Origin of the sequence: uncultured Anaerobiospirillum sp., from assembly GCF_902485895.1 — a bacterium.
GTDB lineage: Bacteria > Pseudomonadota > Gammaproteobacteria > Enterobacterales > Succinivibrionaceae > Anaerobiospirillum > Anaerobiospirillum succiniciproducens.
In genome coordinates, this window is sequence record NZ_CABTML010000118.1 from 1 (window position 1) to 6,135 (window position 6,135).

A 6,135-nucleotide genomic window follows, 5' to 3' on the forward strand; every position below is an offset into this window, starting at 1 on the left:
ATTAGCTCAAAGATAAACGCAAAAGCGCAGCCCTGTACAAGTATAAGAGCAGATGTGGCATTGAGTCCTGTACAAGTATAAGCGCGGATGTGGCATCGAGGCCTGTACAAGTATAAGAGCAGATGTGGCATCGAGCCCTGTACAAGTATAAGCACAGATGTGGCATTGAGCCCTGTACAAGTATAAGCGCAGATGTGACATACAGTCAGGTGCGCTCATGTAGCCAAGCATAAAAGAAGTGAGGTGGGGGATGGCCTTTAGATGGCCTTAGATAAGATAGTGTTGGGCCTAAAATGACAAGCGGCCACATGGGCCGCTTTGATGGCCCATGTAGCCGCTTTGAGGCAGCCGTGGTGTGGCTGCCTAATTGCCCTTGCCCTTAGCTTATGGACAGCATGGTGGTGCTGCCTTATGTTGGGCGGGCGTTTATTAGTTTTTGATTAAACTACGATAGAGACTAAGCGGCCCTTAACGTAGATAACCTTCTTAACTTCCTTGCCCTCGATGATCTTAGAGACGGCCTCATCAGCTAAAGCAGCAGCCTTGATCTCGTCTTCGGATGCCTCAGCAGAAACGTTGAGCTTAGCGCGAACCTTGCCGTTTACCTGAACAACGATGAGCAGATCTTCAGCCTTTAAAGCCTCTGGATCAGCAACTGGCCAGGTAGCAGTATTGTCGAGCTCGTCAGTGTTGCCGAGTAATTCGTAGAGCTTGAAGCAGATGTGTGGCACGATTGGGTAGAGCATTACAACTACAGCGTTGTAAATCTCATAACGCAGTGCACGAGCAGACTCGTCATCACCATCGTACTTAGCAACCTCGTTTAACAGCTCCATGATGGCTGCAATAGCGGTGTTGAAAGTCTGACGACGACCGATATCATCGGTAACCTTCTCAATGCAGGTGTGCAGGTGGTGACGCAGCTTACGACCCTTAGCATCAAGCTTGGACTTGTCTAAAGCGACAAATGGACCTGAGGCAACTAAGTCGTTGACCTGATTCCACAGCTTTAATAAGAAGCGCTTAGCACCATCAACACCAGACTGACGCCACTCTAAGGTGAGCTCAGCAGGGGAGGCGAACATCATGAACAGACGTACGGTATCAGCGCCATAGAGCTTAACCATATCCTCAGGATCGATACCATTGTTCTTGGACTTAGACATCTTAATCATGCCTACGTGCTCAAGCTTATGGCCCTCATCATCAACAGCCTCGATGATGGCACCCTTGTCGTCTCTAGTTACCTTAGCCTTGAGTGGGCTTACCCAAACCTTAGTGCCATCCTTGGTGTAGTAGAAGGCATCGGCTAGCACCATACCCTGGCAAAGGAGACGCTTAAATGGCTCATCGGCCTTAACCATGCCGCAGTCGCGCATTAACTTGAAGAAGAAGCGAGCATAGAGCAAGTGCATAACAGCGTGCTCAATACCACCAATGTACTGATCTACAGGTAACCAGTAGTTAGCCTCATCGTCAATCATGCCAGTCTCACAACGTGGTGAGCAGTAACGGGCATAGTACCAAGAAGACTCCATGAAGGTATCGAAAGTATCGGTCTCACGGATAGCCTTTTGGCCATTGTAAGTAGTGGTGTACCAGCTCTCGTCTGTTGCCAGTGGAGAGGTTACGCCGTCGATCTTAACGTCCTCAGGTAACTTAACTGGTAAGTTCTCATCAAGCTCAGGAACCAGCTCACCATTTTCTAAGTTGAGCATTGGGATTGGAGCACCCCAGTAACGCTGACGAGAAATACACCAATCGCGCAGACGATAGTTAACAGTACGCTCGGCAATGCCCATGCCCTCGAGCTTCTTGGCAATAGCTTCCCATGCGCCCTTGAAATCAAGGCCATCAAACTCGCCAGAGTTAACTAGCTTACCGTGCTCAACAAAAGCACCCTTAGTTAAGTCGATCTCAGAGCCATCTAATGGAGCAATAACTTGCTTAACTGGCAGGTTGTATTTCTGAGCAAATTCCCAGTCACGCTCATCGTGAGCAGGAACAGCCATAACTGCACCAGTACCGTAGTCCATAACTACGAAGTTGGCAACGAGGATAGGTACGTTCTCACCAGTTAAAGGATGTACGGCGTTAACGCCAGTGTACATGCCCTTCTTTTCCATAGTGGCGATATCAGCCTCAGCAAACTTCTGAGTACGGCACTCTTGGCAGAATGCAGCGAGCTCAGCATTGTTCTCTGATGCCTTGCGAGCAACAGGGTGGTTTGCAGAGATAGCCATGTAAGTAACACCCATGAAGGTGTCAGGGCGGGTGGTGTAAACGGTAACAGTCTCATCAGAGCCTTCGATCTTGAAGGTAATGGACAGACCTTCTGAACGACCAATCCAGTTGCGCTGCATGGTGCGTACGCGCTCTGGCCAGCCTTCGAGCTTATCAATATCGGCTAAGAGCTCATCGGCGTACTTGGTGATCTTTAAGTACCACTGTGGGATCTCGCGCAGCTCAACTTTAGTACCGCAGCGCCAGCAGCAACCTTCTTCTACCTGCTCGTTTGCAAGCACGGTGTGGTCGTGTGGACACCAGTTAACAGTTGAAACCTTCTTGTAAACAAGACCCTTCTTGTACAGCTCGGTGAAGAACTTTTGTTCCCACTTGTAGTACTCAGGACGGCAAGTAGCAATCTCACGAGCCCAATCATAGGAGAAGCCTAAAGTCTTGAGCTGATGCTTCATGTAGTCGATGTTGGAATAAGTCCAATCAGCTGGATGAGCATTGTTCTGAATAGCTGCGTTCTCAGCTGGAAGACCGAAAGCGTCCCAACCCATTGGGTTTAATACGTTCTTACCATTTAAGCGGTGGAAACGTGCAATTACGTCACCAATGGTGTAGTTACGTACGTGGCCCATGTGAAGTCGGCCAGATGGATAAGGAAGCATTACGAGGCAGTAGAACTTCTCCTTGTTAGGATCGGCCTTTGCCTTGAAAGTCTGATGCTCATCCCAGTACTTTTGTACCTCAGACTCGAGCTCTTGTGGGTTATACGCAACATTGGTTGCCATAATTAGTGCTCCAATACTTAAACTTAACGCCAAACTTATAGACTTAAGCTTTAGCGATGGGTAGTTAACCGCCTTAGCAGTACATTTTTAAAATCGGTAACGACGCAACGCGCCGCATTAGTAGCTAAGTACAAGCTGCCTAAAAATGCAGCACCGCCTAGCTAATAAATCAGCACAAGTTAGTGCAAGCAACAACTAAAGTGTTCTAAAAAAGACACAGCTGCATACATCCTAACTTGCTAAGTATTCTTGTCTTGCTGCCTTGCCATGTAAGGGCATTTAGACACAAGATTTTTCTACAGCCATGCATCAGGCTTGGGGTAAAACTTCTATCTTAGGGTTCACATAAGAAAAAACTACGAGCTTAAAGCTAATAACCTTTAGCTAAGCTTAGTCTCAGTAAGATAAGAGGCTATGTAGTTAATTAAGATAGAAAAGCAGTGCTTGTGCATTTGCTGTTACTTTTGATCAACTCGGTAAAGTTTGATCTAGGCATTGTATTTTGCCATGAAAGTGCACTGAATTAACAAAATGGGGCAAAAAGGTTCTACTACATACCCACGAGGCCCCGCAAATGAACATGCCATTAGCCAAGCTACAGCAAATAATTAACCACTAGAGTATCTAGTCAGATGGCTGATTGCCTAGTTTTTACCAATGACATGCACCTCCAATCCTTATGTCTTTTGCGCAATTATATGCATCTCTTTGGTGCAACGCCTCAAAGCCACCATTGAACAGCCATTTATAACATTTATGGCCTTACAACCACCAAAAACTAGCCAAACATCCACTCAAAGTCAGTAAGACAATGCCAGTCAGTATACATGCAGGGGTTAAGCAAGCTAGTAGCTATAGCAACACATTGCAAAGCAGCAAGCTTGTAAACAGCAAAAGTGCAAAGCAGAGAGCATATAAACAGTTCAAGAGCAAAAGCAGCCATACAGTTTCTGCTGCTTTTGTGGCTATTTACGCTTGCCACTTCCATGACCGCCTTGTGCATAGCCTCGATAGCTTAGACGTATTGTTCGAATAAATACAAGTTGCTCATGGCGCTTTAAGCTAGCGATGCAATGGCAAAGGTGGCGCTTTGAGCTTTTTTAACGATCTAAACTTTTAATTTAGGTAAAATTACATAGCTTCACGAAACTGGAACTAGCATATGAGTTTAGAGCAAATTAACAAGTACATTATTCTCAGAAAGTCAGGCTTAAATACGTCACGTATCGCCACTGAGATCGGTGTGTCAACCACAACTGTTAGTAGATATGACCGATTCATTGGTATTCATGGTGAGCATATTTTACGTGAGCTGCCTAACCTTGTACTTGATAGACCTCTTTCAAACATCGACTATGCCTCTATGGTTGAGTGGGCTTATGAAAATGACTGGAGCTGCGATGCTACAGCATTTTTGTTTATGGTTTCTCGTAAAAAGCTGTCTGGCTTTTATAAAACGAGAATGGAGCAAGGACAGCCTTTACTCGGCGCAGAGCCTATGAGTCCGCCTAGCTGGGCATCGTTAACTGGAGCTTTTAGCATTAAAAATTTGCCAGTCGATGTGCCTACTTGCTCAGATTTAGAAGAATATAAGAAAGCAGTAATTCCTGATACTGTATCTTATCCAAGCATTGTATCTTCATGCTCATATGAGGACGTTCATGAGGAGCAGCCAAAGCCTATAGAGCGTAGAATTGGACGCGCTAAGAAAGATGTGAAAATCTCACGTCCGGCCAAGATTATGCGTTCCAAAGCGCATATGACTCAAAAGAAGCAAGAACGAGCTTTAGCAGCCTTAAATGAGAATCATCTTGATGAAGGTTATGTGCCGCCAAAAGCAGATGATGCGGTGGCATCTATAGTTAAGCCAAGCCCATTGGAAAAGGGCATTGAAGCTATTGAAGCTCAGGATGAAATCAAGTCTCCAAAGAGAGGAAGACCTCATAAAATCAATCACAACTCTCCTGGGTTTGATGAGTTGCCGGCCGAAGTGCAAAACAAGCACTTGAAAAAGGCTCTGCTTGAAATCGAAGCGGAGAATGCTGCTCTAAAAAAATCTATAGCCTCGCTCAACATTTAAAAGATCCTATGTTGACGCGAGGCGAAAAACAAGAGTTACGCTATCGTGAAGCAAGTAAATTAATGCAAGAGTGCCCGCAGTATCCAAAAAGTATTATTAAAGCAACATTTGGCTTTTCTGATCAGGGATATTACAACGCAGGCAAGGCAATAACATCTGAAAGCCGTGCTGAAGTAAAACAAGATAAAGATGAGATTGTGAGACTCATTAAAGAGATCTTCAAGGCTTCAAACGGCCAGGCTGGAATCGGTACGATTACTCAAAAGCTAAGGAACTACGGTGTGTATCTTTCTATACCGACTGTTCGTAAGTATGCAAGAGCAAATAACTTATATCCTGTGTGCGCTATAAGACATGGCAAGTATAGTTCTTATCAACATGGACTCGGTAATGTTGCGAGTAATCATCTCAAAAGAGACTTCAGCAGTAACAAGTGCCTTGAAAAAATCAGTACTGATGTATCTGAATTTAAGGTATGCGGAAAGACCTTCTACTTGTCTATTTTTGTTGATGCATTTAACAACGAGATTGTAGCTTTCAGTATAAGTGACTCACCAACAGTTCAATTTGTAATCGATGGCTTTAAGAAGCTTGTTGCTATTATTCCTCGAGGACAAAACTGCTGGATTCACTCCGATCAGGGCCATCAATATAAGCATGCCTTATATATGAGGTTCTTTAAAGAGAATCCTAACTTAATACGTAGCATGTCAAGAAAAGGCAATTGTCTTGATAACTATCTTGCAGAACAGATATTTGGCAAGATTAAGACAGAGTTCTTCTACAAAAATAAGTTTAATAGTGTTGACGAGGCCAAGCGTGGACTAATCGAATACATTTACTACTACAATCATGAGCGTATTCAAGAGTCTTTAGGCTGGAAAAGTCCAGTTACTTTTAGATTAGAGCATGCAGAGCAAGCATTAGAACTCTCTGCATAGTAGTAATTGGTATGATTTCAGGCTTATATATGGTTTGAGCACATATCTGGTATAAGACTCAACGGCGCGAAGCGCACGGCGACCTAGCCCA

The 6,135-nt window shown here is 44.6% G+C and carries 3 protein-coding genes and 1 pseudogene; 3 read left to right on the forward strand and 1 reads right to left on the reverse strand.

The window, feature by feature from the left end; translation table 11 throughout:
* Nucleotides 1–440: 440 nt before the first annotated feature.
* Entirely contained in the window at nt 441–3,023 is a 2,583-nt protein-coding gene (gene leuS / locus RDO37_RS10180; protein WP_308499001.1) for a leucine--tRNA ligase, read from the reverse strand.
* Between leuS and RDO37_RS10890 the strand changes: the two are divergent.
* From RDO37_RS10890 to RDO37_RS10190, 3 genes and pseudogenes are all read left to right on the forward strand, one after another.
* Nucleotides 3,001–3,087, forward strand: a pseudogene (locus RDO37_RS10890) (hypothetical protein); the annotation flags it as partial. The gene leuS and the pseudogene RDO37_RS10890 sit on opposite strands and share 23 nt — an antisense overlap.
* A 1,098-nt stretch (nt 3,088–4,185) precedes the next feature.
* Nucleotides 4,186–5,103, forward strand: a complete 918-nt coding sequence (locus RDO37_RS10185; protein WP_308499002.1) for a hypothetical protein — start codon at nt 4,186–4,188, stop codon at nt 5,101–5,103.
* An 8-nt stretch (nt 5,104–5,111) separates the two neighbouring features.
* Nucleotides 5,112–6,044: an IS3 family transposase gene (locus RDO37_RS10190; protein WP_308499003.1), complete on the forward strand. Its 933-nt coding sequence runs from the start codon at nt 5,112–5,114 to the stop codon at nt 6,042–6,044.
* The last annotated feature ends 91 nt before the right edge of the window (nt 6,045–6,135 follow it).

Bases quoted from the DNA above. Each gene is read 5' to 3' on its own strand.
- leuS (WP_308499001.1), bottom strand. From the start codon at position 3,023: ATGGCAACCAATGTTGCGTATAACCCACAAGAGCTCGAGTCTGAGGTA.
- RDO37_RS10185 (WP_308499002.1), top strand. From the start codon at position 4,186: ATGAGTTTAGAGCAAATTAACAAGTACATTATTCTCAGAAAGTCAGGC.
- RDO37_RS10190 (WP_308499003.1), top strand. From the start codon at position 5,112: ATGTTGACGCGAGGCGAAAAACAAGAGTTACGCTATCGTGAAGCAAGT.